Source organism: Rahnella sp. PD4 (assembly GCF_049199325.1).
In the GTDB taxonomy this organism is placed as follows: domain Bacteria; phylum Pseudomonadota; class Gammaproteobacteria; order Enterobacterales; family Enterobacteriaceae; genus Rahnella; species Rahnella perminowiae.
Genome location: NZ_JBLZQF010000008.1, coordinates 175,780 through 202,501 on the forward strand (window position 1 = coordinate 175,780; position 26,722 = coordinate 202,501).

General features: G+C 51.5%; 26 protein-coding genes. 12 read left to right on the plus strand and 14 right to left on the minus strand.

The features are described 5' to 3' along the window. The first annotated feature begins 150 nt into the window (after nucleotides 1-150). On the plus strand, nucleotides 151-741 hold the full coding sequence (locus ACOZIO_RS19245; protein WP_129951942.1) for a Yip1 family protein: 591 nt from the start codon (nucleotides 151-153) through the stop codon (nucleotides 739-741). Between the two features lie 87 nt (nucleotides 742-828). Here ACOZIO_RS19245 and dld read toward each other — a convergent pair whose 3' ends face one another. Next, entirely contained in the window at nucleotides 829-2,520 is a 1,692-nt protein-coding gene (gene dld / locus ACOZIO_RS19250) for a D-lactate dehydrogenase (protein WP_421595593.1), read from the minus strand. Nucleotides 2,521-2,726: 206 nt separating this feature from the next. On the opposite strand from dld, the gene phnC reads away from it, so the two are divergent. The 4 genes from phnC to phnE (ACOZIO_RS19270) all read left to right on the plus strand — a co-directional run bounded on the left by phnC (nucleotide 2,727) and on the right by phnE (ACOZIO_RS19270) (nucleotide 6,417). Continuing rightward, nucleotides 2,727-3,563 (plus strand): phosphonate ABC transporter ATP-binding protein, encoded by an 837-nt coding sequence (gene phnC / locus ACOZIO_RS19255; protein ID WP_129951939.1) that lies wholly within the window; start codon nucleotides 2,727-2,729, stop codon nucleotides 3,561-3,563. Nucleotides 3,564-3,634: 71 nt separating this feature from the next. Then, nucleotides 3,635-4,567: a phosphonate ABC transporter substrate-binding protein gene (gene phnD, locus ACOZIO_RS19260; protein ID WP_129951937.1), complete on the plus strand. Its 933-nt coding sequence runs from the start codon at nucleotides 3,635-3,637 to the stop codon at nucleotides 4,565-4,567. Nucleotides 4,568-4,630: 63 nt separating this feature from the next. After that, on the plus strand, nucleotides 4,631-5,494 hold the full coding sequence (gene phnE / locus ACOZIO_RS19265) for a phosphonate ABC transporter, permease protein PhnE (protein WP_129990546.1): 864 nt from the start codon (nucleotides 4,631-4,633) through the stop codon (nucleotides 5,492-5,494). Next, nucleotides 5,494-6,417 (plus strand): phosphonate ABC transporter, permease protein PhnE, encoded by a 924-nt coding sequence (phnE, locus tag ACOZIO_RS19270; protein WP_129951933.1) that lies wholly within the window; start codon nucleotides 5,494-5,496, stop codon nucleotides 6,415-6,417. The genes phnE (ACOZIO_RS19265) and phnE (ACOZIO_RS19270) overlap by 1 nt, the downstream gene beginning before the upstream one ends. 68 nt (nucleotides 6,418-6,485) lie before the next feature. Here the strand turns inward: phnE (ACOZIO_RS19270) and ACOZIO_RS19275 are convergent, their stop codons facing one another. Both ACOZIO_RS19275 and ACOZIO_RS19280 read right to left on the minus strand, forming a co-directional pair. After that, complete coding sequence (locus tag ACOZIO_RS19275; protein ID WP_129951931.1) at nucleotides 6,486-7,607, minus strand: cupin domain-containing protein; 1,122 nt, start codon at nucleotides 7,605-7,607, stop codon at nucleotides 6,486-6,488. Between the two features lie 283 nt (nucleotides 7,608-7,890). Then, a complete protein-coding gene (locus tag ACOZIO_RS19280; protein WP_421595594.1) occupies nucleotides 7,891-9,270 on the minus strand; it encodes an NAD-dependent succinate-semialdehyde dehydrogenase in 1,380 nt (459 codons plus the stop codon). Nucleotides 9,271-9,603: 333 nt separating this feature from the next. On the opposite strand from ACOZIO_RS19280, the gene ACOZIO_RS19285 reads away from it, so the two are divergent. Continuing rightward, nucleotides 9,604-9,933 carry a DHCW motif cupin fold protein gene (locus tag ACOZIO_RS19285; protein WP_129951928.1) on the plus strand — a complete coding sequence of 110 codons (330 nt, stop codon included), beginning with the start codon at nucleotides 9,604-9,606 and terminating at the stop codon, nucleotides 9,931-9,933. Nucleotides 9,934-10,006: 73 nt separating this feature from the next. Continuing rightward, on the plus strand, nucleotides 10,007-11,104 hold the full coding sequence (ddlA, locus tag ACOZIO_RS19290) for a D-alanine--D-alanine ligase (RefSeq protein WP_129951926.1): 1,098 nt from the start codon (nucleotides 10,007-10,009) through the stop codon (nucleotides 11,102-11,104). Between the two features lie 68 nt (nucleotides 11,105-11,172). On the opposite strand, the gene ACOZIO_RS19295 is transcribed toward ddlA, so the two are convergent. The 7 genes from ACOZIO_RS19295 to ACOZIO_RS19325 form a co-directional block, all read right to left on the minus strand. After that, nucleotides 11,173-11,511, minus strand: a complete 339-nt coding sequence (locus ACOZIO_RS19295) for a helix-turn-helix domain-containing protein (protein WP_129990543.1) — start codon at nucleotides 11,509-11,511, stop codon at nucleotides 11,173-11,175. After that, entirely contained in the window at nucleotides 11,495-11,848 is a 354-nt protein-coding gene (locus tag ACOZIO_RS19300) for a type II toxin-antitoxin system RelE/ParE family toxin (protein WP_129951924.1), read from the minus strand. The genes ACOZIO_RS19295 and ACOZIO_RS19300 overlap by 17 nt, the downstream gene beginning before the upstream one ends. Nucleotides 11,849-12,025: 177 nt before the next feature. Continuing rightward, nucleotides 12,026-13,240, minus strand: coding sequence for an MFS transporter (locus tag ACOZIO_RS19305; protein ID WP_421595595.1), 1,215 nt, complete (start codon nucleotides 13,238-13,240; stop codon nucleotides 12,026-12,028). Nucleotides 13,241-13,483: 243 nt separating this feature from the next. After that, complete coding sequence (gene bhsA / locus ACOZIO_RS19310) at nucleotides 13,484-13,741, minus strand: multiple stress resistance protein BhsA (RefSeq protein ID WP_129951921.1); 258 nt, start codon at nucleotides 13,739-13,741, stop codon at nucleotides 13,484-13,486. A gap of 152 nt (nucleotides 13,742-13,893) precedes the next feature. Next, nucleotides 13,894-14,151 (minus strand): multiple stress resistance protein BhsA, encoded by a 258-nt coding sequence (gene bhsA, locus ACOZIO_RS19315; RefSeq protein ID WP_421595596.1) that lies wholly within the window; start codon nucleotides 14,149-14,151, stop codon nucleotides 13,894-13,896. Nucleotides 14,152-14,320: 169 nt separating this feature from the next. Continuing rightward, nucleotides 14,321-14,578, minus strand: a complete 258-nt coding sequence (bhsA, locus tag ACOZIO_RS19320; RefSeq protein WP_129951918.1) for a multiple stress resistance protein BhsA — start codon at nucleotides 14,576-14,578, stop codon at nucleotides 14,321-14,323. A gap of 414 nt (nucleotides 14,579-14,992) precedes the next feature. Continuing rightward, nucleotides 14,993-15,250, minus strand: coding sequence for a hypothetical protein (locus ACOZIO_RS19325; RefSeq protein WP_217220045.1), 258 nt, complete (start codon nucleotides 15,248-15,250; stop codon nucleotides 14,993-14,995). Between the two features lie 198 nt (nucleotides 15,251-15,448). Between ACOZIO_RS19325 and ACOZIO_RS19330 the strand changes: the two genes are divergently transcribed. After that, nucleotides 15,449-16,108 (plus strand): TetR/AcrR family transcriptional regulator, encoded by a 660-nt coding sequence (locus ACOZIO_RS19330; protein WP_421595597.1) that lies wholly within the window; start codon nucleotides 15,449-15,451, stop codon nucleotides 16,106-16,108. Nucleotides 16,109-16,125: 17 nt separating this feature from the next. Next, nucleotides 16,126-16,992 (plus strand): oxygenase MpaB family protein, encoded by an 867-nt coding sequence (locus tag ACOZIO_RS19335; RefSeq protein WP_129951913.1) that lies wholly within the window; start codon nucleotides 16,126-16,128, stop codon nucleotides 16,990-16,992. 5 nt (nucleotides 16,993-16,997) lie between these two features. Here ACOZIO_RS19335 and abgT read toward each other — a convergent pair whose 3' ends face one another. From abgT to ACOZIO_RS19350, 3 genes are all read right to left on the minus strand, one after another. After that, nucleotides 16,998-18,521 carry a p-aminobenzoyl-glutamate transporter gene (gene abgT / locus ACOZIO_RS19340; RefSeq protein WP_129951912.1) on the minus strand — a complete coding sequence of 508 codons (1,524 nt, stop codon included), beginning with the start codon at nucleotides 18,519-18,521 and terminating at the stop codon, nucleotides 16,998-17,000. A 93-nt stretch (nucleotides 18,522-18,614) separates the two neighbouring features. After that, nucleotides 18,615-20,069 (minus strand): M20 family metallopeptidase, encoded by a 1,455-nt coding sequence (locus tag ACOZIO_RS19345; protein WP_421595598.1) that lies wholly within the window; start codon nucleotides 20,067-20,069, stop codon nucleotides 18,615-18,617. Continuing rightward, nucleotides 20,069-21,385 carry a M20 family metallo-hydrolase gene (locus ACOZIO_RS19350; protein ID WP_129952146.1) on the minus strand — a complete coding sequence of 439 codons (1,317 nt, stop codon included), beginning with the start codon at nucleotides 21,383-21,385 and terminating at the stop codon, nucleotides 20,069-20,071. The genes ACOZIO_RS19345 and ACOZIO_RS19350 overlap by 1 nt, the downstream gene beginning before the upstream one ends. 202 nt (nucleotides 21,386-21,587) lie before the next feature. On the opposite strand from ACOZIO_RS19350, the gene ACOZIO_RS19355 reads away from it, so the two are divergent. Both ACOZIO_RS19355 and ACOZIO_RS19360 read left to right on the plus strand, forming a co-directional pair. Continuing rightward, nucleotides 21,588-22,484, plus strand: coding sequence for a LysR family transcriptional regulator (locus tag ACOZIO_RS19355; protein ID WP_129951910.1), 897 nt, complete (start codon nucleotides 21,588-21,590; stop codon nucleotides 22,482-22,484). 140 nt (nucleotides 22,485-22,624) lie between these two features. Beyond that, complete coding sequence (locus ACOZIO_RS19360; RefSeq protein ID WP_129951909.1) at nucleotides 22,625-23,731, plus strand: suppressor of fused domain protein; 1,107 nt, start codon at nucleotides 22,625-22,627, stop codon at nucleotides 23,729-23,731. 119 nt (nucleotides 23,732-23,850) lie between these two features. Here the strand turns inward: ACOZIO_RS19360 and ACOZIO_RS19365 are convergent, their stop codons facing one another. Next, complete coding sequence (locus ACOZIO_RS19365) at nucleotides 23,851-25,350, minus strand: MFS transporter (protein ID WP_129951908.1); 1,500 nt, start codon at nucleotides 25,348-25,350, stop codon at nucleotides 23,851-23,853. Nucleotides 25,351-25,756: 406 nt separating this feature from the next. Between ACOZIO_RS19365 and osmF the strand changes: the two genes are divergently transcribed. Beyond that, nucleotides 25,757-26,695 (plus strand): glycine betaine ABC transporter substrate-binding protein OsmF, encoded by a 939-nt coding sequence (osmF, locus tag ACOZIO_RS19370; protein WP_129951907.1) that lies wholly within the window; start codon nucleotides 25,757-25,759, stop codon nucleotides 26,693-26,695. Nucleotides 26,696-26,722 lie beyond the last annotated feature (27 nt).

Consider the following 26,722-nt stretch of genomic DNA (forward strand, 5'->3'; position numbering starts at 1 on the left):
TTACACTGTATTGGCCGTGCCAGCAAAACTGGCAATAACGACTATAATATAGACAGGCCGCCACCTTCCTTATGCCCTTGTCTGAACGGCATTGCCGAAGGTTTATCACAGCACGCTGCTGGCGGCTTTCGGCGTACAAGGGGGTGTTTCATGGCTAATCATGTCTGGGGGCTGATATCCAATCCAGGTCCCGAACTGCAACAAATCCAGCGTGAGCGGGAAACCGTTTCACATGTGTATTCACACCATGTTCTGTTAATGGCGCTGATCCCGGTAGTCTGCTCTTTCATCGGAACAACACAACTGGGCTGGAACTTCGGTGACGGCGAGACGCTGCGGGTTTCCCTGTTCACGGCGTCTTATATCGCAGTCGTTTTCTATGTTCTGATGCTTGCTGCCGTTGCCCTTATGGGACGGATTATCTATGGAATGGCGCGTCGTTATGATAGCCGGCCGACACTCAACAGCTGTATCGTCTTCGCCGGCTATGTTGCTACCCCGATGTTCCTCAGCGGGATCGTAGCCCTTTACCCGATGGTCTGGTTATGTCTGTTTGTCGGACTCATTGGCCTGTGTTACAGCGGATATCTGTTATATCTCGGCATCCCTAACTTTCTCAATATCGACCGGCGCGAAGGTTTTCTGTTCTCCAGTTCAACGCTGGCAATGGGTGTTCTGGTTTTAGAACTACTTTTGGCTCTGACGGTGATCATGTGGGGCTATGGAACGCAACTATTCTGAGTATTGATGAGATGAGGTTGCATTGCTCCCTCCCCTGCGAAGGGGAGGGAGGTATTAACCCCTTTCGCAGGGGAAGAGATGAAAGTATCAATCCTGCCAGTTTTTTAGCTTACTGGTTTTCCCGATCCCCGGGTTAAAACTGTTGGTCGGGTCGGCCTGTCGGTAGAATTCTTTCAGATGGGGTTTCGCAATATACAAATGGCCGACGTTATGTTCAGCGGGATATTCCGCACCTTTAGCGTCGAGCAGCGCTAACATTTTGTGTTTCAGCGCCTTGCTGTTTGCGCCTTTTTTGACGATGTAATCCTGATGGAACACATGGCACATGAAATGGCCGTAATACAATTTTGCCACCAGCTGACTGTTGATATCTTCCGGCAGTGTTTCAAACCAGTCGCGGTCGTTACGACGCAGCGCGATGTCCAGCGCCAGAATATCTTCCACTTCTTTTTCATGTACTGCGTGATAGCGCACGGCGGCACCAGCGGCGGCGAAGCGGTGCAGGAAAGCTTTTTTGCCTTCGTCGGCAGAACAGATAAAGAAATCACCCTGACCCTCAGTAAAGAAACGTGTCAGAAAGGTTCGGGCCTCGTCAATGCCGGGGCCGGACATTTTCAGCAGTAAGTGATGTTCAAACCGGTCACGGTACTGTTTCATGCGGGGGGGAAGGTGATTAGGTAAAGCTTTGCTCAGGCATTGCATCACACGGTCACTGAAATTTTTGGGCAGGAATGGAACCTTACTGGCGTGCGCATCGAACTTCCCTTTGGCAGTAAACATGTCCGGCATTTTGTCGGTGCCAAGCTTGTCGATCATCATAAATGTATCTTTACCGTAGACTTCGGTGATATCGAAAATATCCCGATGCATATATTCCCCGGCCACCGGAAGATTAACGAAATCACGCAGGATCTGACGACGTAATTCTGTCAACACCGCAGTGTCATTGGTGCCGATGTAAAAAACCTGCTGTTGTGTTTCTGCCGGAAAGGTATCCAGCCGTACGGCGAAAACGGCCAGTTTACCCGCACAACCTGATGCTTCAAATAAACGTCGTTCATCCGCGTTGAAACGCGATGGTGTATCCGCATCAACTTCGCGGACACGAGAAGCATAATCATGATCCGAGGCCAGGCGCTGATCATGCGTGATATCGGTTTCACGGTAATCGCCTCTTTCGAGACGTGTGAGGATTTCTTCCGGCGTTTCGCCAAGGTTAATTCCCAGATGGTTAATCAGTTGCAATTCACCCTGCACATCGATCTGCGCATACAACGCCATTTCGGTATATGCCGGTCCGCGTTTCACCAGCGATCCGCCGGAATTATTACAAATCCCGCCGACCACCGACGCGCCAATGCAGGACGAGCCAATTACCGAGTGCGGTTCGCGGTTGTAGGGTTTGAGGATCTTTTCCAGTTTGTAGAGCGTGCTGCCGGGAAAGCCGATCACCTGATGGCCACCGTCGAGTAACTGGATCTGGTCCAGTTTCAGTGTGCTGAAAATAATAATGTCGCGGTCATAGTCGTCGCCGCTGGGCGTCGAGCCTTCGGTCAGGCCGGTATTGGCGGCCTGCATAATGACAATCTTATCGGCGGCGATACAGGCCTTGAGCAGTTGCCACTGTTGCAGCAGCGTTTGCGGAAAAACCACCGCCAGCGCTTTGCCGCCACCGGAGCGGAACCCTTTACGATAGCGTTCGGTATTGCTATCGCCGGTCAACACGTGGCGGCTGCCTGCAATCTCTTTCAGCGTGGCGATGAGTGACAGATTATCCATTTCATCTTCCTTTTTTAATGTGATGCCATCTAATCATAGGCTTAAATGATACTTATTAAGTTAAATGTCATTCGGGATATGGGTTAGGTAATTTCACTTAATCTGTTGCATTTTTGTCATGCGCTGTCCATTAAATCGTCATTGATGTGTCATAAAACTCGCGCTTAATGAACGCCAGATAACGAAAGCAACCGAGAGACAGCATCATGGCTCAAGCTCAACTTAAGCTGGCACAGGCTGAATATCCTCAGACCGGGCCACAGCATCTGAACAAGGTTCTGGACGTCAAGGGTCTCGTGAAATCCTACAAATCAGGTCAGCGTGTCCTGAATGACATCAATTTTGATCTCCATGCCGGTGAATTCGTGGCGGTAATTGGCCGTTCCGGCGCAGGTAAATCCACTCTGCTGCATGTTCTCAACGGGACTATCCCGCTCACAGAAGGCAGTGTGGTATGCCATTACGAAAATGGCGAACACCAGGAACTGGCAGGGCTGACCGGCAAAGCGTTGCGTCGCTGGCGCTCGTGTTGTGGCATGATTTTCCAGGATTTCTGTCTGGTACCTCGTCTTGATGTTCTGACAAATGTGTTACTGGGGCGTCTCAGTCACACCTCAACGTTCAAATCATTTTTTAATCAGTTCGACGACGAAGACCGTGCCCGTGCCATCTCTTTGCTTGAATGGTTGCACATGTTGCCGCATGCGTTGCAGCGTGCCGAAAACCTTTCCGGTGGCCAGATGCAACGGGTAGCGATTTGTCGTGCGCTGATGCAGAACCCAAAAATTCTGCTGGCTGATGAACCGGTGGCGTCACTGGATCCGAAAAATACCCTGCGCATCATGAATGCGCTGAAAAAAGTCAGCGAAGAGAATATTGCCGTGATGGTCAATCTGCATTCGGTAGAACTGGTGAAAGATTATTGCACCCGCGTTATCGGCATCGCGAAAGGTCAGATTATTTTCGACGGACATCCGGATCAGTTAACTGATGATATTTTGCATCAGTTATACGGTGAAGAGCACGACGCTATAAACAGTTAAATAATAATGTTATTTATTTTTTTGCAGTGCTTATTTCTACTTTCACTCAATCTACACAAGGTCATTATTTCATGAAGAAGTTATTACGTCTGGCAGTCTTCGTAGCAGGTTCTTTTACCGCGATGTACAGCATGGCAGAAGATGCTCCTAAAGAATTAAACTTAGGTATTTTGGGCGGGCAGAATGCCACTCAGCAAATCGGTGATAATCAGTGTGTAAAAGATTTCTTCGATAAAGAATTAAATGTGGATACCAAACTGCGTAATTCATCCGATTATTCAGGTGTTATTCAGGGGTTGTTAGGTAAGAAAGTCGACATGGTATTAAGCATGTCACCTTCATCTTTTGCTTCGGTTTATATTAATAATCCGAAAGCGGTGGATCTGGTGGGCATCGTGATTGACGATACCGACAAATCTCGTGGTTATCACTCCGTTGTTATTGTTAAAGCCGACAGCCCGTATCAGAAATTATCTGACCTGAAAGGCAAATCATTCGGTTTCGCTGACCCGGATTCCACTTCCGGTTACCTGATCCCGAACCAGACATTCAAGAAAGAATTTGGCGGTACCACGGATAATAAATATAACAATTTCTTCTCCAGTGTCACCTTCTCCGGTGGCCATGAGCAGGATATTCTTGGTGTGCTGAACGGTCAGTTTGAAGGTGCCGTAACATGGGCTTCAATGATCGGCGACCGTGAAACCGGTTATACCTCCGGTGCGTTCAACCGAATGATCCGCATGGACCATCCGGATCTGATGAAGAAAATTCGTATTATTTGGGAATCTCCGCTGATCCCAAATGGCCCGATTTTAGTGCGTAGTGATTTGCCACCGGCATTTAAAGCTAAGCTGGTTTCCGCCATTAAGAAACTGGATAAAGATGACCACGCTTGTTTCGTGAAAGCAGTGGGAGGCAAACAGCATATCGGCGAGACGTCTCTGGCAGAATATCAGCAGATTATTGATATGAAGCGTGAGTTAACTAAAGGCAGTCGCTAACCCGTAGCTCCCTCCCCTGCGAAGGGGAGGAATAATGATTATCTGCAAACCGGAAATATTATTTTGAACAAAGATTTCAATCGTTATTACCAGCAGATACGCGGTAAACAAAAGCGGGAGGCACTGGTCTGGTCAGGGTTGATGCTGTTGTTATATCTGTGGTCAGGCAATGTTTCCGAGCTTAATTTAAAAACTATTTTTTTCTCCGCACCCAGCTTCTTTGATTATATTGGACAGACTGTACCGGTATTACACTGGTCATTATTGTTTGCTGACGGCCATACTGAAGGGTCACTGGCGTATTGGGGATACCGTCTCAATATTCAGCTGCCGCTGATTTGGGAAACTATCCAGCTGGCGTTGTCCTCGACGATATTGTCGACGGCGCTGGCTATTGTGTTGGCTTTTCTCGCCGCCGGTAATACAGATTCGCCTAAATGGGTGAAATTCAGCATCCGTACCTTTGTCGCTTTTCTGCGCACAATGCCGGAACTGGCCTGGGCGGTGATGTGTGTGATGGCATTTGGGGTGGGTGCCATTCCTGGCTTTATCGCACTGACGTTACATACCGTCGGCAGCCTGACCAAATTGTTCTACGAATCCATTGAAACCGCATCGGACAAACCGGTGCGTGGTCTCAGAGCATGCGGCGCGGGCCGTTTGCAGCGTATGCGTTTCGCCATGTGGCCGCAGGTGAAACCCATCTTTTTATCCTACAGCTTTATGCGCCTCGAAATTAATTTCCGCCAGTCGACCATCCTCGGGCTGGTCGGGGCGGGCGGTATCGGGCAGGAGCTGATGACGTCAATCAAACTTGATCGTTATGATCAGGTCAGCATGACCTTACTGCTGATTATTCTGGTTGTGTCGGTGATGGATTTTCTTTCAGGTAAATTACGCAAACGCGTTGTGGAGGGCACTTTCTGATGTTAACTGATGCGCTCGAACCTCATGTCGTCAGCAGCATGAAGCAGCAGCACGGGCATTTGTTTGCCGCGCAACGCCGCTATCTGCGTTACCTTGCGATACTGGCTGTTGTTATTACGCTGTACTATGTCTATTTCTTCAGTTACTTCGGCATTCCCTGGAGTGAAGTGGTGCGCGGCAGCCGTGAAATCGGGCGTTATTTCCTGCGAATGTTTGTCTGGCATGACGTTTCCGAATGGCCGTTTATGTATTATTTTTCGCAAATAGCTATCACACTGGCGATTGTATTTTCCGGCACTATCACCGCATCTTTTCTCGCGTTACCGCTTTCATTCCTCGCGGCGCGTAATGTGATGTCTACGCCGGTTCTCAGACCTGTTTCCATGATTATCCGCCGTCTTCTGGATGTTTTACGCGGGCTGGATATGGCGATCTGGGGGCTGATTTTCGTTCGTGCTGTCGGCATGGGACCGCTGGCAGGTGTGCTGGCGATTGTGATGCAGGATTTAGGCTTGCTCGGTAAACTTTATGCCGAAGGGCATGAAGCCGTTGATCGTTCGCCGAGCCGCGGTTTGCGGGCGCTGGGAGCTTCCCCGTTACAAACACACCGCTTCGGGATTTTCACCCAATCCTTCCCGACATTCCTTGCGTTGTCGCTGTATCAGATTGAATCTAATACCCGCTCAGCCGCCGTTCTGGGCTTTGTCGGCGCGGGTGGGATCGGTCTGGTGTATGCGGAAAATATGCGTCTGTGGAACTGGGATGTGGTGATGTTTATCACCCTGATACTGGTAGTGATCGTGATGATCATGGACAAAATTTCCGCCATGCTGCGCGCCAAATACATTCTGGGTGAAGAAATTGATTTGTTCGCACCGGAAGAGCGAAAAATGAAGCCGCCGGTCGAACTTTACCGTCCGTAGGTTAAGAGTACTAAACAGGCGGCGTCTTCAGGGACGCCGCCTTTTATCGTGACTGAACCCCGGGCAGATTACGCGTCGAAGTACCAGTAGCCCTGATTCACCAGATCTGTTAACAGAGCGACAAATTCAGGATCCTGCAGGGCAGCCCCCAGTTCTGCTTTACCGATCAGCGTATAGCGGCACAGCGCATCAGCGGCAGCATACCGGGACGTTTCCAGCGGCTCGCCGTTGACAAAGAAACGTTCGCCGACGTTGAGGACTCGCAGACCACTCAGGCGCACCAGGTTTTCACCCTGCATCAGCGCATCGACAATTTCATGTGATTCGTATGGCGGTTCGGCCGGCGCGATATCCAGTTCATGGCGCGGCGTGGTGGCAAAACGGCCAAACCATTGTTTGAAATCTTCCGGCTGGTTTAACAGCTCAACCATCATCTGGCGTACGCGTTCCAGCTCATACTCTTCCACTTTACCGACGTGGTCACGCAGCGTTAAATCCGGATCGCTGTAATGACTGCCGCCCAGATCGTTTTCCAGCGCGTAGTCAGCAAAGCTGCTGATGAAATCACGGCTGTTAGGGCCACGGAAACCGACGGAATAGTTGAGGGCGGTTTCATGGGTAAAGCCGTCGTGCGGAAAGCCCGGCGGGATATACAGAATATCGCCCGGCTCAAGATCTTCATCAATGATTGGCGTGAACGGATCTACATGCAGTAACGCCGGATGCGGGCAGAACTGACGCATCGGCAAGGCATCACCCACACGCCACCGACGGCTGCCCATGCCCTGAATGATAAAGACGTCATACTGATCGATGTGCGGGCCGACGCCGCCGCCGGGCACAGAATATGAAATCATCAGATCGTCTAAACGCCAGTCCGGCAATACGCGAAAAGGTTTTACCAGTTCAGCCGCAGGCAAATGCCAGTGGTTTACGGCCTGTGCCAGCAATGACCAGCCGGTTTCACCCAGACCGTCAAAATCTTCAAAAGGACCATTGCTTGCCTGCCATTCACCGTTCTTATGGCTCACCAGGCGGCTGTCCACTTCCGGTTCCATCGCCAGGCCAGCAAGTTCATCCGGACTTATCGGATCGACAAAATTCGGGAAGGCTTTTTTAATAACAACAGGTTTTTTTTGCCAGTATTTTTCGAGAAATTCCGGCCAGTTCAGATTGAGTTCATAAGCCATGTGATTTACCAGTGGGAAGACAAACGGGCCTGATTATAGAGAGGGTGCAAGTTACCGCGCTTTGTTGTGGGTCAAGGCTACCCATCATAATTCGAACCGCAGATGCGTTGGCTACGTTCAGTGACCCGAATCACTTACCTGAATAAGCTCATCGGGATCCCTTCACTTGCCGCGTTACCCGGCAAGCCTTGCCCTATTAGGGCCAGCACAAGCGCTGCTCAAAAGCTGAAGCTTTTGTCCTGCAGCCCGAATTATTTTGGGTATAGAACTCTGGTTGAAATATTTATGACTTCGCGGCCAGCACGACCAGTTTCTGGTTCACAAATTCTTTGATACCAAGATCGGAGAGTTCGCGGCCGAATCCGGAGCGTTTCACGCCGCCGAACGGCAGTTCCGCTGCGGTATCTGTAGGTGAGTTGACGTATACCATACCGGTTTCAATCTGGCTGGCCAGCTTACGGGCGCGAGACAAATCGGAGGTGAACAGTGAACCGCCAAGGCCGTAATGTGAGTCGTTGGCCAGTTTCACCAGTTCCTCATCATTTTTCACTACATACACCTGTGCGACCGGGCCAAAGAATTCCTCAAAATAGGCCGGATTATCGCGGGTAATGTGCGTCAGAATCGTTGGTTCAAAGAAGTTGCCCGGATTGTCTGCCACTTTTTTTCCGCCAAAGTGCAGTTTCGCCCCGTGTTTCACAGCATTATCCACTTGTTCACTCAGCGTTTTCACCGCTTCTGCAGAGGACAGCGGCCCCAGCGTGGTGGATGTATCCAGCGGGTCGCCGGTCTTCAGTGCCTTAAAGTGGCCGGTGAATTTTTGAAGGAATTCATCGGCAACTTTTTCATGAATAATGAAACGTTTGGCCGCCGTACATACCTGCCCGGCGTTGGAAACACGAGCCTGCGCACCGGCTTTGGCGGCTTTATCGATATCGGCATCATCGAGTACGGCAAACACGTCATTACCGCCGAGTTCCAGCGTTGATTTCTTCAGCTTAGAGGCCGCCCGTGAAGCCACGATCGCACCGGCTTTTTCCGAACCGGTCAGCGCGACACCCTGAACGCGGTCATCATCAATGATGGCACTGACCTGATCCTGAGAAATAAACAGGTTGGTATAAGCGCCTTTTGGCGCCCCCGCTTCGGTAACCAGTTTCTCAAAGGTTTCCGCACAATGGGGAACGATGCTGGCGTGTTTGACCACCACGCTGTTACCGGAGGCCAGATTCGGTGCCAGTACGCGCATTAACTGGTAGAACGGAAAATTCCACGGCTCGACGGCCAGGATTACCCCAATCGGGTGATGCTCGACCCAGGCTTCGCCGAGATCGGATTTATACGGCACAGGTTTGAGGAACTCTTCTGCATTTTCGGCATAGAATTTCGCAATATCCGCGCAAATCTGCACTTCGCCACGACTCTGACCGATAAGTTTGCCCATTTCTACACTGATCACTTCCGCCAGTTCATCAACGCGGGAAGCCATCAGTTCGGATAATTTATGCAGTACTTTAACGCGTTGCTTAATATCGCCCTGACCCCAGTCAGATTTATATAAAGCATCGGCTGCAGAGAGCGCCTCTTCAACCTGCTGATCGTTATGTGTTGGATATTCTTTGATGAGCTTATTGTTGAACGGATTTATTGTCTGATATGGCATGTGTTGCTCCTTGTTTTGTGGCGTGTCGTCGAAAACAACGGCACGTTGGAATTGAGGTGCGTACGCCTTTTGCGTTCTCAACAGAACATTAAGCATAGTCGAAAAAATGTGACCCCTGTCCCACAGACATCTCATGCAACACAACGGTATGACGCGTTCTGTCCTTTTTCTCACTGGCCTTGCCATACGCCTGCTGTCGCCTGTCTCTAAGAACAATCGCCTTTACGTAACTTTGCGACTGGCAGTAAATGAATTGTTTTCAGCAAGCGATTGATAAATTTACCGCTCACTTTTATGCTGACTTTCCTTCCCTTTCCCGACACTGAGAAATTCATGAAGCTTGATGCGATTCCGTTTTGCACGACTGACTGGAGTGATGTCACGCCAACGCAACATCCTGGTGATACCGGCATGGCGCTGTGGCGTACGCAAAAATTTGGCGATATCCGTGTGCGTATCGTTGAATATTCAGCAGGCTATGTGGCTGATCACTGGTGTAGTAAAGGCCATGTTTTGTTCTGCCTTGAAGGGGAGCTTCATACACGCCTTGAAGATGGACGTACGTTCACCTTATCGCCGGGCATGAGTTATCAGGTAGCGGACAATGCCGAAGCACACCGTTCATCTACACCGGTTGGCGCGAAACTGTTTGTTGTTGATTAGTCGTGTTGGTTTATTGCGTGGTTGTTTATAGAAACATTCGCCGTCTGCTGAGGCAGACGGCAAGGAGCAGCAGGTGAGTAAATTACGGGTTGGTATTATTTTTGGTGGTAAATCGGCAGAGCATGAAGTGTCACTGCAGTCGGCAAAAAATATCGTGGATGCGATTGATAAAGAACGCTTTGATGTGACATTACTGGGTATTGATAAGAAAGGGGAGTGGCACATTAATGACGCCAGTAATTACCTGATCAATGCTGAAAATCCGTCGCTGATTGCCCTGAATCGCTCGAATAACCAGGTTGCGCTGATCCCGGGCCAGACCGAGAATCAGCTAATCGAAACCCACAGCGCCAGCGCATTGTCGCAGGTGGATGTCATCTTCCCGATTGTGCATGGAACGCTGGGGGAAGATGGTTCCCTGCAGGGGCTGCTGCGTATGGCAAATATAGCCTTCGTCGGCTCCGGCGTACTGGGCTCCGCCGTCAGTATGGATAAAGATGTCACCAAGCGTTTGCTGCGTGATGCCGGTCTGGCCGTTGCTCCTTTCGTGTGCCTCACGCGAGTGAATCGTCAGAAAAATACCTTTGCCAGTGTTTCGCAACAACTCGGCCTGCCGCTGTTTATCAAACCGGCAAATCAGGGCTCATCGGTGGGCGTCAGTAAAGTCAGCGATGAAGAGAGCTATCAGCGTGCTCTGGATGAAGCATTCAGCTTCGACCACAAAGTGCTGGTGGAGTCGGCTATCAAAGGTCGTGAAATTGAATGCGCTGTATTAGGTAATGATCACCCGCAGGCCAGCGTGTGCGGCGAAGTGATCCTGCATGACGGATTTTATTCCTACGATACCAAATACATCAACGAAACTGGCGCGTCCATCGCTGTTCCGGCTGATTTACCGCAGGAAACCCATGATCGTATCCGCGCCATCGCCTTGCAGGCATTTCAGGTGCTGGAGTGTCGCGGCATGGCACGTGTGGACGTTTTCCTGACAGAACAGGGTGAAGTCGTCATCAATGAAATTAATACCTTGCCGGGCTTCACCAATATCAGTATGTATCCGAAACTCTGGGCCGCCAGTGGTTTAGGTTACCGTGATCTGATCACGCGCCTGATCGCGCTGGCGATGGAGCAACATCAGCAGAATAATCAGTTGAAAAGCTCGGCTAACTGACCGGCTGGTTTAAGGCAATACGAAGAAGGCAGGGAGGAAATCCCTGCCTTTTGTGTTTACCTTGCTGATTATTCAACCACCAGCTTCACCTGTTTTCCGGCCAGGCTCAGCATCAGAATCAGGGCATCAAGCGTAAATTTATCCGTCTTTTTGTTTACGACGTCAGAAACGCGCGGGCGCGAAACTTGTAAAACTTTTGCAGCATCGCTCTGCCGCAGATTCTGATGGATGATCCAGAGGCCAATTTCCGTCATCAGTTGCTCTTTGAGCGCCAGAGTATGAGCAATTTTACTCTGTGAATCTGCATGTAAAGCCTGGGCTTCGACAGCGCTGAATCCCAAATCGGCGAACACATTTCCGCCTGCTTGCGTGATATGTCGTGATGCGACATCAATATCCTTTTTCATTTTCTCTCCTGTGGCGCTCCCGTACAATTTGGGCATAGCGGCTTTTTATAATGGAAATATCTTTCGGGCTGGTTTGCTGATTCTTTTTCGCAAAGCAGTGCAGGATGTAAATGGCCTCGTCGAATTTAGCGAGATAGACAACCCTAAAAGTACCGGCGCGTACATCGAGTTTGATTTCAACCACGCCAGTACCCCAGTCGCTGACTGACTTCCATTGTGTTGGGGGAAGCCCTTGCTGAATTTGCTCAAGCTCATAGCCCGCTCTTTTTCTGGCGTCTGTGGGAAAATCACGTAAGTCCTTCAACGAACTTCCACGCCAGTCGATATCTTTAATCACCGTCACTTTCCTTGTGTATAAAATTTTATACCTAAATGGGCCTTATGCCAACGTCTTTATACGGCAGCTAAAAGGGGGTGAGATAATTAAGGAGAATTCTTGCGAGATGTGCCGAAAGAAAGCGTTTATACGGTGTTAAAAGGCAGGGAGGAAATCCCTGCCTTTTGTGTTTTCTGATTACGTCCTGTAGCGCCAGAGTAAGATAACAACGCCGGTCAGACTGGCAAGAGAAATGCTATAAAGCGCGCCGGTTGCGCCGATACTTTCTGCCAGTAAACCGGCGGCGCCGGTGGCTAAACCCGCCACCATAACTTGTCCGCGCCAGGCCAGCGCGCTGGCTGTGGCGACCTGTCTGCCCGTAAAATTTTGCAGCACGCCGAAAGTGCCTAATGCGAACACCACATTTGAGGCCAGGTGAGCACTAAAAATTAACGCCAGACTGACTGCCGGCCAGGCTGACAGGGGGGAAAGCAGAAAGTATCCCCCCAGAAATAACATCAGGCATAACAATATTCGTCTGTTACTGGTGCTGAACTGCCGGAGTTTGTCAGCACTGAGCAGCAGCGGGCCGAATAGTTGCCCGAGGCTGCGGGCAAACAGCAAAGGGAGTGCCAGACCGGTGGTTTCTTCAGGGCGAATTTGCTGCACGAGTGCGGGTAATAATGCCATCGCGGGAGAACCGACAGCAGCGAGCGCCGGTAACAGCAAGATGCTTCGTTTTTGCAGCGGAGAGTAATGTTTCCAATGCAATGGCAGGTGTGCAGGAAAATCAGCTGCCATTGTTTGAGCGTCCCTGACCCGAAATTTTTTCCGGGTGGTCAGAAGCAAAATAGCAGATGCGGCAAAACTCAGCGCATCGAGCAGTAAAATGCACAGCGGCGAAACAACATTGAACAGCAAAACCCCGGCGCCGGTGCCAAGCAAAACCTGCGCAGAAAAAATCAGCGTTTCCATTGCCGTCGCCGCCGGTAACTCCTCAGCGCTTAGCCCGCGTTTGAATAGCAAGGTGAGCGCCGGATAACTCATCCCGCTGAATAACGCTTCAGCAGACTGAATGACCAGCAGTGCGGGAATATGATGTGACAGCAGACCGTACAGTGGAAATACCAGTGCCACCATGCCAAATACTTCAGTCAGGATCAAAATTCGCAGCGGCGACATCTTCCTGCACAAACGTTCGCCCCAAACACTTCCGATAAAGCCGGGCAAGGTTGCCAGCATATAAGCGAAAGTCAGCGTGCCGGGGGAGGCATTCCAGCGCAGCAATTGGCCAAATACCATGACCTGCGTCAGGCCATTGCCCAGAGAGGATAAAATAAAGGCACAACCCAGCAACCGCAGCCAGCAATGGCTGCGAAGTGCGCGTACGAGCGCAATCAATAACGAATTCATTTGAAAGATTCTCATCAGAAATAACACAAACCCCGCCTTGCACGCAGGCAACGGGAGAAGAAAAAATGTTAGTGATGAGAATTCGTTACATTGGGAAGCAGAACCTGAAGGCAAAAGAAGAGGAAAATGTAGCACAAGGTCAGGCGGGCGGGGAAGCTTCCGGGAAATTTTCAGTAACACAGACACGAAAAAGGCGGCAAACGCCGCCTCTTCTGCTTACTGCTTTTTATTGCTTATCACAGCTTATTTATACAGTTCAGCTGTGCCGTACAGGTGGTTATCGCCTGAAGCACCGATGATACGGTAAGAGCTGGCACCGGCTTCGCTGGCTTTAGCATTCAGTTTGTTTTGCAGGCTGCTCAGGCTGTTACCGGATGTTGCACTGACAACACCAATCGGTTGCTGACCTGCCGGCGCTGACTGAACTTCTGTTGCAGCCAGAGTGGAGAATGAAGCGGTTGCCAGTGCGATAGCTGCAAGGGTCATTGTTAAGTTTTTCATGATATTTTCCTCATTTCGTATTTTTAAGCTTTGCCAGGCGTTGTCATCAACGTTCATTTAATGTGCAAAGCTCTCGTCTGTCCGATACAACATCTAGCTTATTAATCGTTAACTAAATGCCGTTTTACCCTAAAATGGCAGGTACTTTATGCTTATTTATACAGTTCAGCAGTACCGTACAGGTGGTTATCACCTGAAGCCCCGATGATGCGGTATGAGCTTGCACCCGCTTCATTGGCTTTGGCATTCAGTTTATTCTGCAGGCTTGATAAATCATTGCTTGAAGAAGCACTTACCACACCAATTGCTTGCTGACCTTCTGGTGCAGACTGAACTTCAAACGCAGCCAGAGTCGAGAAAGAAGCAGTAGCAAGTGCGATTGCGGCTAAAGTCATGGCGATATTTTTCATGGTAGTTTTCCTTTTTATCTGTTTATCAGCAGGTGATTATTCGGTCCGACTGTTATTTATTAACAGTTGATAAGTAAATGTTAGACCGGGATCACATTCTGTGCAACTCATTTATTTATTAATCGTTAACTTATTGTGCGGAACAATCTGCTAACAGCACCTTCAGAACTTATTTGTACAGCTCAGCAGTACCGTACAGATGGTTTTCACCAGAAGCCCCGATGATACGGTATGAGGTTGCGCCAGCTTCAGTAGCTTTTGCATTCAGTTTGGACTGCAATGTACTCAGGTTACCGTTTGAAGAGGCGCTGACAGTACCGATAGTTTGCTCACCTGCAGGTGCAGACTGAACTTCAGTTGCCGCTAAGGTAGAGAAAGAAGCCGTAGCCAGTGTCAGTGCAGCGATTGTCATAGCGATATTTTTCATGGTGTTAATTCCTGTTCTTCAGTTTTTATTTGGGGTGCCTTCTTCAGGAACCTCAGTTTTGGGTCAACGTTAGTTATTAGTTAACGTTCGATAATTAAATGATAGGGAGTGTTGGGAGTTTGTGCAAGATGTTTTTTTAATGATCGTTAACTAATCGTGCTGTGATGAATATCACATTAAATGCCTGCATTGTTTTTATTTTGTTAATTTATTGTTTTTAAAATGATTGATGCGAAGGATGGAAAATCCTTTATGCATAATTTTGCTGAATGAATCTTTAATGATCGCTAAGTTAATGGTTGGTTCTGGCCGGATAGGGTGATAAAACAGGGGCGGCTGATAAAAAGATAAGGCGACATTAGCCGCCTTATCATTATTCCTGCCCTGACTCTTTGTCGTCAGGCACCGCGTTCGTTAGTAGTAAATAGAAGCGGGCCGATGGCTTGGGATCGAGGGTGCAGGTGGCTGAGTAGGAGAAGTAGGAATACGGCCCTGTTCGATGTTTTTATTCGTACAGGTGCCCGGGTTACAGAAGTTACTGTCACCGGTCACATTGACCATCCTCACTTCCTGACTCTGTAAAGGCATCATGATAACCTGCTGTGCGGCAACATTGGCAACCGGCACAGCGGTTAATGCCAGAACTGCAAGAAGGATTTTGAAGTTACTCATGATGTTACGTCCTGGATAGTATGCTTAAAAAGCGTTTTTAGCTGCGCAGTTTTGCGGGTTTGAGCGATTTTCTTATCGCTCGATAATTAAATAATAAACTCCGCTGGACTTGTGCGCAACTATTTTTAATAATGATCGTTAAGTTATTTCTATAAAAATTTAATAACCATAATCACAATGGTGATGGAAGGAGGGTGTATGAGCACTGAACAGACGGCTTTGGTCCGGAAAAGTCGCGGGCGCCCAAAACAGTTCGATCGTGGAACTGCTCTGAGCAAGGCCCTGAATTTATTCTGGCGCCATGGTTACGAGGCCACTTCATTAGCCGATTTGGTCGAAGCAACCGGTGCAAAAGCGCCAACTTTGTATGCTGAATTTGGTAACAAAGAAGGGCTTTTCCGCGCAGCCGTTGAACATTATCTGAAAAACTTTTACGAAAAGAGCTCGTGTTTACTGAGCAGAACAGATTTGTCCGTTGAGGATACGGTCGGACGCTATTTGCGTGCCATCGTTGAACTGTTTACCGATTGTGACACGCCAAGTGGCTGCTTTATGATCAGCGCATCATCCGGCATGTCTTCGTCATCGGCGGATATTGCCGAAATGCTGCGTGCGCGCCATCTTTCGCAGGAACGTACTCTGTTTGAATATTTCGAGAAGAAAAAACACAGTGGTGATCTGACAGCGGCAAGCGACTGCGCCCTGCTGGCGAAATACCTGGCCTGCACCATTCAGGGCTTCTCCGTACAGGCCCGTGATGGCGCGAGTGCGGATGAACTGAACCGCCTGATTGATGTGGTTATGAACCTGTGGCCGGAACTGACCAAAGCGACGGCAGTCAGTCAGGCCGAACATTAACCACTGAGTTAAGATAATTGTTGAGAAAGAGAATAGAACGTCAGGTACTGAGTATTTCGGGCCTGGCGTTAGGCGGCATAGACTTTGAGGATCCGCCGGGTGACCCGGGGCTGTTTGGCCCTGAAAGCATCACCTGGCGAATTCACGGAGATTTCTCGTCCATGCTTTGCGGCGGCGTCAGTGCCTTGCTGCTGCAGATGCTTCATCCGCTGGCGCTTGCCGGTGTCTGGGATCATTCCTCATTTCGTGAAGATATGCTCGGGCGGCTTCGTCGCACCAGTCAGTTTATCTCGGGTACGACTTTTGCGCCTCTGGATGATGCCAATGCATTAATCGAAAAAGTAAAATCCATTCATTTGCGGGTCACGGGTACTGATGCTTACGGCACGCCTTATGCGGCCAGCGATCCGGAATTACTGGTCTGGGTGCACGTGGCTGAAGCGTACAGCTTTCTGCAATCACATTTGCGGTATCGCAACCCTTCGCTCAGTCTGGCCGGGCAGAACCTTTATTATCGGGAGTTTTCCCGTGTGGCGAAAAGCCTGGGTGCGGCAGATGTGCCGCAGAGTGTCGATGCGGTAGAACATTATCTGCAGGCGATGCGTCCGCAATTACGCTGCGATGAACGCACGCTTGAAGTGGTGAAATTATTGCAGAATGCACCGGCTCCGAGCCGTCTGGCGAAACCGGTGGGCAGCCTGATGATCCAGGCTGGCATTGAGTTATTGCCCGAATGGGCGGCGACGCAACTGGGTATTTCCCTTTCCCCGCCAAAGCGCCGAAGGATTCGTTTCGCCACCCGCCGTATTGCCGGTGTACTGCGCTGGGCGGTGAGAAACGGCTCATGGCACCGGGCCATGCGCCGTATGGGACGTCTGACCTGAGACCGTTAAAGATGCGGATAAACGCCCGGACCAATGGGCAGGCCCAGCAAATACCACCCCACCAGCATCAGCAGCCACACGACGAAAAACACAACCGGATACGGCAGCACCAGTGAATAATAGGTACCCAGTTTCGCCTCTTTGTTGTACCGCTGGAGAAACCCGAGGAACAGCGGCACAAACGGTGACATGGGCGCGAGCGGGATCACCGACGAATCCGCAACGCGGAATACGATTTGCGCAAACGCCGGATGAAAACCGAGCAGCATAAACATCGGCACGAAAATCGGTGCGAGAATCGACCAGATTGCTGAGCCGCTGGCGATAAACATACACAGCAACGCCGACAGGAAAATCAGGCCGAGGAACGCCGGGATACCGGTCATGCCTAAGTTTTCCAGCACATCGGTCAGCCCGATCGCCATAAATTTCCCCATATTGCTCCAGTTGAAAAATGCCACAAACTGGGAGAGCGGGAACACCATCACGATAAAACCTGCCATGGATTTCATCGGATCCACCAGCAAATCCGGCACATCACTGGCACTGCGGATCTGTTTTGTTACCATGCCGTAAGGCACAGAAATCACGAAGAAGAACAAAATAATCAGCGGTACGATGCCCTGAATAAACGGCGAAGGGATGATACCGCCGGTTTTAGGATTGCGCAGCGGTGCGGCTTCCGGCACCACCAGCAATGCCACCAGTGCGATAAACACCAATGCTGCAATACCGCTCGCCATCAGGCCGCGATTCTGTTCCGGTGTCAGTTTTTTCATCTCTTCGTTACGCTCGCCGTGATACACCGGCAGGCGCGGTTCAACGAATTTATCGGTGAGAATGGCACCCACAATTGTCAGCACAATGACGGAGGCAGCCATAAAGTACCAGTTATCGATGACGCTCACCTGAACCGCCGGATTAATCGCCTTCGCGGCCTCGGTACTGAGCCCCGACAGCAACACATCGGTAGTCACAATCAGCAGATTAGCCGTGAAACCGCAGCCGACGCCGGCGATAGCCGCCAGTAAACCGGCCACCGGATGACGCCCGACCGCGAGGAAAATTAACGCGCCCAACGGCGGCATCACCACCAGTGCGGCATCAGACGAAATATGGCTGAAGAAGGCGATAAAAATCACCATGTAACTGGCGTAACGGGCATTGACTTTGGACGCCATTTTGTACATCAGGCTTTGCAGCAGTCCGACGCGCTCCGCCAGTCCGGCACCAATAACCAGCGCCAGAATCGAGCCGAGCGGGGTAAATCCGCTGAAGTTTTTAATGACGTTCGGCAAAATCCACTGAATGCCTGTCACACTCAGCAGGTTTTTTACGTGGATGACATCACCGTTAGTCGGGTTCACCGCCGTAATATTCAGCCATGAAATTACCGCACTGGCGACCATCAGCACGGCGATCAGATAAACAAATAACAAAAACGGGTTGGGAATTTTATTCCCGACACGTTCCACCCAATGAAGAAATCCTCCCGGACTCCGGCCGGAATCTTGCGCCTGAATACTCATCTGTTAACCCTCTGTCATGTTTGTCTTTTTTATATTTATGCCGCGTATTTGCGCCGGAACGGGGTGCGAATACGCGGTGTACTCATTCGGGATTTATTTCAACGGCGACGGTTTCACGCCAGCCGGGATCGGGCATTGATAGGGACGTCGTGCACGTTGTGCATCACGCTCTTTCTGACAGGCCGCCAGTAAATCCGGCCGGGAGAACAGGTCTATCGCAGTTGATGACATGACTTTTGCCGCCAGGCACATGCCTTTATGGGCAATGGATGTTCGCCCCTGTGACACGATTTGCCAGGTGTGCAGCGGCGATCCCACAGCAAAACACGGGCTGAAGCATTGCGCCGTCGGCACCAGCCAGCTGACATCGCCGACATCCGTTGAGCCGTAGAGGATATTGTCGTTCGGGGCATACGGGGCAACGCGGTCAGTCAGCGGGGAATGGCGCAGGGTGTCGGCGAATTCCACGCCTTCCGCGCCGCTGGTGCGGGAGATATTCAGCAAATTGTTATCGATATCCTGTTCGCTCAGCGTGGCATGAATTGATGCCGCAAACGCCCGCTCTCCGGCGGTGTAATGCGGTGTGCCAAATGCCTGCACGTACTGATACATCGCGCTTTCCAGTGTGCGGTTGGGCACGTAGTTGGAACAGGCTTTATCAAAGCGCATCGACATCTGCGTGCCGGTCATCAGCGCTGCGCCTTTGGCGATATCCACTACGCGGTCAAAAATTGCCTGCGCCTGATCCATTTGCGGTGCGCGCACCAGATACAACACTTCGGCATCGGCCTGCACCACGTTTGGCGAAATTCCCCCCGCGTTGGTGATGGCGTAATGCAGGCGTGCTTCCTGAATAATGTGCTCGCGCAGGAAATTCGAACCGGTGTTCATCAGCGTCAGGGCATCCAGCGCGCTGCGGCCAAGGTGTGGCGCGGCAGCGGCGTGTGAGGACACGCCTTTAAAGCTGAACGACGCCTGAATATTGGCCAGCGTCTGATTGCTGAACATGCCGCTGTAGGTTTCCGGATGCCAGGTCAGTGCGGCATCGACATCATCAAACAGCCCTTCGCGGGCCATAAACGTTTTACCGGAGCCGCCTTCTTCGCCCGGACAACCGTAAAAACGTACCGTACCCGGAATTTTTTCACGTTCCATCCAGGCTTTCACTGCCAGCACACCACCGAGTGCCGCCGTGCCGAGCAGGTTATGACCACAGCCGTGGCCGTTACCGTTTTCCACCTGTGGCTGCGCCACATCGCAACCGGCTTTCTGGCTTAAACCGGCCAGTGCGTCGAATTCGCCGAGCAGGGCGATCACGGGTTTGCCCTGGCCGGAACTGGCGATGAATGCGGTTTCCATGCCGCCGGCACCGCGTTCCACGCTAAAGCCGCTGGCTTCCAGTTTGTCGGCCAGCAATGCTGAGGAGAACGATTCCGCGAAACGGGTCTCCGGATGGTCCCAGATTGCATCACTGATTTCTGCCAGGGCAGGTTGCTGGTTATCAATAAAGTCGTTGATAAAATTGACGATATTTTGTTGTATCGCCATTAAATATCCCCTTTGAATTCAGCGATATTCAGTGCCAGGGCCGCCAGCGTTTTGATGCCCTGAGATATCACTTTCTCATCGAAATCAAACAGCTCATTGTGATGACCAGCGCTCAGATCCGTGCCAAAAATGACATAAGAGGCTTCACCGCCACGGGCTTTGACGCGCTCCATCATGTAAGTGGCATCTTCTGAACCGGCAGCCCCTTCCTGATGGTCAATAATCTGTTCGAACTCGCCGAGTTTTTCTGCCTGACGGTGAATGTAATTTACCCAGGCAGGCGTTGGTGTGCTGCTTTGCGCCGCACCCATCAGTTTGATGTCGAATTTCACCTGATGCATTTCGGCTGCGCCGGAGATAACTTTCAGCGCCTGCTGATAAATAAAATCATTTACTTCATTGGTGGAACCGCGTGTCTCGACTTTCATCATGGCGGTGGACGGCACCACATTGCGCCCGGTGCCCGCCTGCAACACGCCGACATTCACCCGCGAGCTGCCGCCGCTGTGGCGTGGGATAGCATGCAACCCCAGCGTGGCCTGTGCCGCCGCCAGCAGGGCGTTGCGCCCGTCTTCCGGTTTGCCGCCTGCATGCGAAGCCACGCCGGTAAAGTGCACATCGAGCTTGGTTGTCGCCATGAAAGTATCGTTACCGCACACAATGTGATTAGCCGGTACGCCGGTGCCGATATGTACAGCGGTAAAATATTGCACATCGTCCACCACCCCCGCCTCAACCATGGATTTTGCGCCGCGCGTGCCTTCTTCGGCAGGCTGGAAAATCAGCTTGATGGTGCCGCATAACTGATCGCGCACCTGCATCAGCACTTCTGCCAGCCCGAGGCCAATGGTAGTGTGGCCATCGTGACCGCAGGCGTGCATCATGCCGTTATTGGCCGAAGCAAATCCTTCCCGGAACGGGCGGTGTGCCTCGTCCAGGACTTCGCATAAATCCAGCGCGTCCATATCCACACGAAAACCCATCACCGGGCCGGGACGACCGGTTTCCAGCGTCGCGACAATACCGGTGAAACCGCCGGAGAAATGTGGCATCCAGCGGGCAATCGCCCCTTGTTCCAGAGCACGCCGCTCTTGTTCGGCCAGCACAGCGGCGGAAGGCAGCCCCATACGCGAATCCGCGTCAATGACTTCTTTGCCCAGTTGCAGTGAATAACCCAGTTTTTCCAGCCGATCGGCCACCAGCGTGGAGGTACGAAATTCCAGCCAGCCGGATTCGGCGTATTTATGCAGGTCACGGCGTTGCTTTTGCAGGGAAGGAAACAGCTTTTCTACACGTTCAGAAATCTCATTAACCATCACAGACTCTCTTGTTGACACAGACATGCAGGCTTTCCGCGCAGCGGCAGAAAGGAGGAAATCAAAGCGTTGGCAAGTGCAGAGCCGCACGCAGAAAGCGGCGAAAGGCGGCCTTATAAGATTTTTAATGTACATAAAGCGTTCGGGGCATATAAGATGCCAAAATCTTTTTAGTGATAATCAGGGGTTATCAAAGAATCTCATGCCATCACAAATAAAAATGCATCAGTTGCGGGCGTTTGTTGCGGTCGCACGTCAGGGCAGCATTCGTGCCGCCAGCCGGGTGCTGAATCTTTCGCAGCCCGCGCTGACTAAATCGATTAAAGAGCTGGAAGAAAATCTGGGGACGAAATTATTTGTCCGCCGCCGTCAGGGCGTGACGCTAACTGATTGTGGTGACGCGTTTTTTAAACACGCCAGCCTGATTCTGGAAGAGCTGAGGGTGGCGCAGGAAGACATCACGCAGCGTCTCGGCGGCACCAGCGGCAGGGTAAATATCGGCGTGGGTGCCAGTATTGCCCGCACCATCATGCCGGAAGTGATTGAGCGTTTTCACCGCGAATTTCCCGATGTGAAGGTACGGATAGCCGAGGGACAACTGGTGTCGATGATCCCGGAGCTGCGACAGGGCGAGCTGGATTTCACCGTGAATACCTATTATCACGGCCCTTTTGATAACGAACTGTTATATGAAAAACTTATGGATAAAGAGTATCGGGTGGTCGCAAGACGCGGCCATCCGATGCAGAACGCCCGCTCGATGCAGGCGCTTTTACATTGCGACTGGACGATGCCGACGCCACGCGGAAGTTATTATAAATTGCTCAGCGAAATGTTCAGCGAAATGGATACCGAACCCAATATCAGCGTGATTTGTGAAACCTTTATGTCGTGCACCAGCCTGATCGCCAAAACCGATTTTCTCAGCATATTGTCCGTTGATGCGATTAATGATCCGGTGATCGGTCAGAGCCTGATCGCGCTGGATCTCGATCTGTCACTGCCGAAAGCCACGTTCTATCTTATTCAGCGACGTGATACCACACTCACACCGATGGCCGCGCACCTGGCGCATCTGTTTCGGATGTATTGCCGCTGATGTCGATATTTCGACAAAAAAGCACCTGTTTTAATGATTTATCGGGCTTTTTTGGGAATATTGCCCGTTATCGGGCTGGCTTATCCGCTTTACACTGAACCTCACAGGAAATAATAAACTTCCTATATTGTTGAGGTCATATGCGCCAGTCCGACATTGTTGCTGAAGTCAGTAACGACAAACAAACCCTGACCGCGCTGGTCGAGCAGGACAACCGCGTGGTGTATTTCTATATTTTCGCCCGCGAAGATTTGCGTGACCGCTTTCCGAAAATGCGCGCCTGCTGGGTTCGCAATCTGGTGCCCGCACCGGCGAACGATGATACCGACGCGATGGAGCAGGGGATTGCCCCGATGCTGGCGGCGCAATATTGCCGCAATCTGGAAGGCGAAGCACCGCTGGATCCGGCCCAAATCCAGATCCTGTGGAATGAAAGCGATGACGGCGCGGCATTGTGGTATCAGGGATTGTTGCTGGCAGTGATCCCCGGCTGGAGTTTGTATATCGATCATTCGGTGTGTTATTCCGCCGGTTGCATTAAACAGAATCCGCTGACCTTCCCGCTGGGTTCAGCCTCGACCAATACGCAATGTGAGCTGGCGGAAAAAACCCGTCTGTTCTGGCGCGACTGGCAAAATGAATTCAGCAATCCGTGGCCGAAAATCCAGCGCAAGCTGCTGGAATCCTACGAAGCCCGCTTTGGCCCTTCACTGAAATATTATCTGATTAACCAGGGGCACTGGCCACCGATGGCGATTTCCCAGCATGAAGATGAAGAAAATTATTACTTCTTCACGGTTGGCATGAGTATCCGTCCGATGCCGCAAGTCGATATTATTTTCAATGATGAGGCTGAAAAACACCGCCGTATTGAGCTGGCTTTTTCGGTCGGCAAAGAATATGTGACAGAAGAAAATGCCGTGCAGATGGCCAGTGCCTTATCCGGTTATGCGCAGATCCCCTGGACGACGCTCAGCTGGCTGGGTGAAGGTCACACCCTGATGTCACCGATGGCACCGCTCGGTTTTGAAGGACACGTCATTTCCTCGGCGTTATGCGGTCCGGCAGACAAAATGCGCCTGCCGGAAATCTATGGTGATCCGGTGAATCAGTTTTGGGTCAGCCCGGTGTTCACCAGTGAACTGGCGTTTGCACAGGCCAAACCGAATGGCGGTTTTGAGCTGGTGTCCGCGATGATCGAAAACGATATCGGGTATGTGTTTGCGCCGAGAAGCGCGGTGGTTTGATGACACTCTCTCAGTTTTCTAACCGAGAGGAGTAAGAATACCGATCTGCGCCCTCCCCCTTCGCAGGGGGAGAAGCAAGAAAATCCTTTCCTTCGCGGGGGGAGGAACAAGGCAAAAACCTAAACTGGTTTAACTTCCTGCTGAAAATCCTCAGCATCCACATCATATCCCGACGGTTCCCAGCGTACCGCTGTCAGCACGATTAAGCCCGCCAGTGGCGCTAACGCGATCACCCAGAACACGCCGGTGCCGAGTGCTGCGGAAAGTACCGGGAACAGGAACAGCGAGACCGTCGAGCTGCCGCGCATCAGCGTCTGGTTGAAGCCGACACCCATGCCGCGCAGTGATGTCGGGTAGCTCAGTGACGCAAAGGTCATGGTGTGCGATCCCGGGCCGAAGCCCTGACCGAACAGGAACAGTGCCAGCATGGCGATGGAAATTGCTGCTTCACCGCCATCTGCCGGGCGACCGACCAGTGCCAGGCCGATCATCGCGACCAACTGACAGGCGTAACCGGCATAGGTCATTTTCCATGCACCAAATTTCGAGACATACCGCACCGCAATCAGGCCGCCGACGAAGGCGAAGCACAGGTTCAGGCCGAGCGAGAACAGGATAGTGCTGATCATCGATTGTTGCAGGAAGCTGGATAAGATAACCGGTAGCCCGAAAGCCACCGCATTATAGGCAAAGGATGAAGCCACTGCCGTCACGGTCGCCAGCACAGTGCGGCGCAGATAAATACCCTGCAACAGCGTACCGTAGTTACGCCATGCGGCTTTGCGCACTTTCACCTGCGGTGCTTTGTCCGCATCTTCAGCCACGACTGCGTGAATGTTGTAAGACTTACGCAGGATCGCCGCAGCGCTTTGCAGGTCACCCTGATTGGCAGCCCAGACCGGCGATTCATTCATATAGCGGTGACGGATAGCGATAATCAGAATCGCAGGCACCGCGCCGAAACCGAGGATCAGACGCCACAACCAGTCGGTATGCGTCGCGGGCAGCACCGCGTAAAGCAGCAGCACCAGCAGATAGGAGACGCTGATCGCCGCGTACCACGTCGGACACCACATTGCCACGCGCGAGGCTTTATTGCCGCGGCCCTGCAGTTTTGAAAACTCCGCCAGAAATGCCATCGCCACCGGTAAATCGATGCCGACCCCGAGACCCATCACAAAGCGTGATCCGCCGAGAACCCACTCATTGGGTGCAAAGGCACAGGCCAGAGCGGCAATGACGAAGAAGAACATATCGGCCATAAAGACGCGGTAACGGCCGATTTTGTCGGTCAGATAGCCGCCGAAGAGTGCGCCCACAATCGCCCCGAAAGTAATCGCCGAGGCCACAAAGCCTGCGCCGGAAGGTGTCAGGCCGAACTGGCGGGTGATATCTTTCATCCCGAAGGCCAGCGCACCGAGGTCGTAAGCGTCGAGGAAAACGCCGCCCAGTGCGATAGCAATCACGATGCGCGCGTCGCTGATTTTCGCTGCGCCGCGGTTCACTAACTGAGTAATATCGGCAGCGGAACGAATCACCACCGGCTGGTCAGTCGCCGTGTCGGCTGCGCTGTAATCCCCTGAAGAGGCGGTCTGTGAGGCCGCAATTAAGTCAGACATTGTTGTGTTTACGCTTTTTGACAAAAAAGCCAGCATAGAGGCGAGGTGATACCGGTCACAAGTCCTGATTAAGCATTGCATGAAAACAAATGGCTATAACTTAAAACCCAATGATCTAAGCGTATGTCAGCCAGTATAAAATCGTGCTGGTCACGTTACCGCCACCGGCCAGACCCGCCGGCACGTCGCCTCAGCGATTTCACGGATAAGCTTCGTACATTTCGGCATTTTACCCGGCTATCACCGCCTGCTTTTATAGATCACCATCCATTCCCCTGCGCAAAATTGGACTATTCTTGTTAGCAGCTTGTTTTCACGAACGAAAGTTTTCACCGATGAAAGCAGATTGAATGACGGAGCAGTCGCCGGGCGACAAAACCAACATAACCCGATAAGAGGATAGAACATGACTGTAACAACTGGGCGAGTACGGGGATTTTCAGTGGCAGCACTGGCGCTGGTATCTGCATTAAGTTTCAGCGCACAGGCCGCTGATGATGCTGTGCGTGTCGGTTCAAAAATTGATACCGAAGGTTCGCTGCTCGGTAACATAATTATCCAGGTGCTGGAAGCGAACGGCATCCACACCACCAACAAATTGCAACTGGGAACGACGAAAGTGGTGCGCGGCGCTATCACCGCCGGTGAAATCGATATCTATCCTGAATACACCGGTAACGGCGCGTTCTTCTTCTCTGATGATAAAGACCCCGCGTGGAAAAATGCGCAGGCTGGTTTCGATAAGGTTAAAAAGCTGGATTACGATCAAAACAAAATTGTCTGGCTGAGCCCGTCTCCGGCCAATAACACCTGGACTATCGCTGTGCGTCAGGATGTGGCGAGTGCGCACAACCTGAAATCTCTCGGTGATTTAGGCAAATACATCAGCAGCGGCGGCGATTTTAAACTGGCGGCCTCGGCAGAATTTATTGAGCGTCCGGATGCCTTACCGGCCTTTGAAAATGCCTACGGTTTCAAACTCAGTCAGGCACAGTTGCTCTCCCTGGCGGGTGGCGATACGGCGGTGACCATCAAAGCGGCGGCGGAACAAACCTCCGGTGTGAATGCGGCGATGGCCTATGGTACGGATGGCCCGGTGGCGGCACTTGGCCTGCAAACGCTGGAAGATCCGAAAGGTGTGCAACCGATTTACGCACCAGCGCCTGTCATCCGCGAGGCGGCGCTGAAAGCGCATCCGAATATTCCTGATTTGCTCAAACCCGTTTTTGCCTCCCTTGATACTAAAACGTTGCAGGGCCTGAACGCGAAAATCGCCGTTGACGGACAGGATGCGAAAAAAGTGGCTGCGAAGTATTTGCAGGAAAAAGGTTTCGTTAAAAAATAACCGGGCAGTGACGCCCTGAGCACGATC

Coding starts and splice junctions, on each gene's coding strand:
- ACOZIO_RS19245 (WP_129951942.1), top strand. CDS start 151: ATGGCTAATCATGTCTGGGGGCTGATATCCAATCCAGGTCCCGAACTG.
- dld (WP_421595593.1), bottom strand. CDS start 2,520: ATGGATAATCTGTCACTCATCGCCACGCTGAAAGAGATTGCAGGCAGC.
- phnC (WP_129951939.1), top strand. CDS start 2,727: ATGGCTCAAGCTCAACTTAAGCTGGCACAGGCTGAATATCCTCAGACC.
- phnD (WP_129951937.1), top strand. CDS start 3,635: ATGAAGAAGTTATTACGTCTGGCAGTCTTCGTAGCAGGTTCTTTTACC.
- phnE (WP_129951933.1), top strand. CDS start 5,494: ATGTTAACTGATGCGCTCGAACCTCATGTCGTCAGCAGCATGAAGCAG.
- ACOZIO_RS19275 (WP_129951931.1), bottom strand. CDS start 7,607: ATGGCTTATGAACTCAATCTGAACTGGCCGGAATTTCTCGAAAAATAC.
- ACOZIO_RS19280 (WP_421595594.1), bottom strand. CDS start 9,270: ATGCCATATCAGACAATAAATCCGTTCAACAATAAGCTCATCAAAGAA.
- ACOZIO_RS19285 (WP_129951928.1), top strand. CDS start 9,604: ATGAAGCTTGATGCGATTCCGTTTTGCACGACTGACTGGAGTGATGTC.
- ACOZIO_RS19295 (WP_129990543.1), bottom strand. CDS start 11,511: ATGAAAAAGGATATTGATGTCGCATCACGACATATCACGCAAGCAGGC.
- ACOZIO_RS19305 (WP_421595595.1), bottom strand. CDS start 13,240: ATGAATTCGTTATTGATTGCGCTCGTACGCGCACTTCGCAGCCATTGC.
- bhsA (WP_129951921.1), bottom strand. CDS start 13,741: ATGAAAAACTTAACAATGACCCTTGCAGCTATCGCACTGGCAACCGCT.
- bhsA (WP_421595596.1), bottom strand. CDS start 14,151: ATGAAAAATATCGCCATGACTTTAGCCGCAATCGCACTTGCTACTGCT.
- bhsA (WP_129951918.1), bottom strand. CDS start 14,578: ATGAAAAATATCGCTATGACAATCGCTGCACTGACACTGGCTACGGCT.
- ACOZIO_RS19325 (WP_217220045.1), bottom strand. CDS start 15,250: ATGAGTAACTTCAAAATCCTTCTTGCAGTTCTGGCATTAACCGCTGTG.
- ACOZIO_RS19330 (WP_421595597.1), top strand. CDS start 15,449: ATGAGCACTGAACAGACGGCTTTGGTCCGGAAAAGTCGCGGGCGCCCA.
- abgT (WP_129951912.1), bottom strand. CDS start 18,521: ATGAGTATTCAGGCGCAAGATTCCGGCCGGAGTCCGGGAGGATTTCTT.
- ACOZIO_RS19345 (WP_421595598.1), bottom strand. CDS start 20,069: ATGGCGATACAACAAAATATCGTCAATTTTATCAACGACTTTATTGAT.
- ACOZIO_RS19350 (WP_129952146.1), bottom strand. CDS start 21,385: ATGGTTAATGAGATTTCTGAACGTGTAGAAAAGCTGTTTCCTTCCCTG.
- ACOZIO_RS19355 (WP_129951910.1), top strand. CDS start 21,588: ATGCCATCACAAATAAAAATGCATCAGTTGCGGGCGTTTGTTGCGGTC.
- ACOZIO_RS19360 (WP_129951909.1), top strand. CDS start 22,625: ATGCGCCAGTCCGACATTGTTGCTGAAGTCAGTAACGACAAACAAACC.
- ACOZIO_RS19365 (WP_129951908.1), bottom strand. CDS start 25,350: ATGTCTGACTTAATTGCGGCCTCACAGACCGCCTCTTCAGGGGATTAC.
- osmF (WP_129951907.1), top strand. CDS start 25,757: ATGACTGTAACAACTGGGCGAGTACGGGGATTTTCAGTGGCAGCACTG.